Annotated in this window: 1 pseudogene; it reads right to left on the minus strand. The window is 67.5% G+C overall.

Annotated features, from left to right (window positions below):
* A pseudogene (locus BN358_RS26895) lies at positions 1-237 on the minus strand (2-keto-myo-inositol dehydratase); the annotation flags it as partial.

Here is a 237-nt window from a genome sequence, read left to right on the forward strand (position 1 = left end):
TCCTCCTTCATGATCCGGCCGAGCTTGTTGGCGTTGGCGACGTACAGGTTCCACGCCTCCGGGAGAGGACCTTGTCGTCGATGTAGCCGCCGGTCTTCTCGTCCCGGTACATCGGAGGCAGGTGCACGACGTACTCCGAGCCGATCGCGGCGTGGGTCTCCCCCACCGAGCGGAAGAACGCCTCGGTGTCGGCCCAGGCCTCGGCCTTGTGCAGGATGCCCCAGCCGGTGCCGGCGA

It is taken from the genome of Sedimentibacter sp. B4, from assembly GCF_000309315.1.
In the GTDB taxonomy this organism is placed as follows: domain Bacteria; phylum Bacillota; class Clostridia; order Tissierellales; family Sedimentibacteraceae; genus Sedimentibacter; species Sedimentibacter saalensis.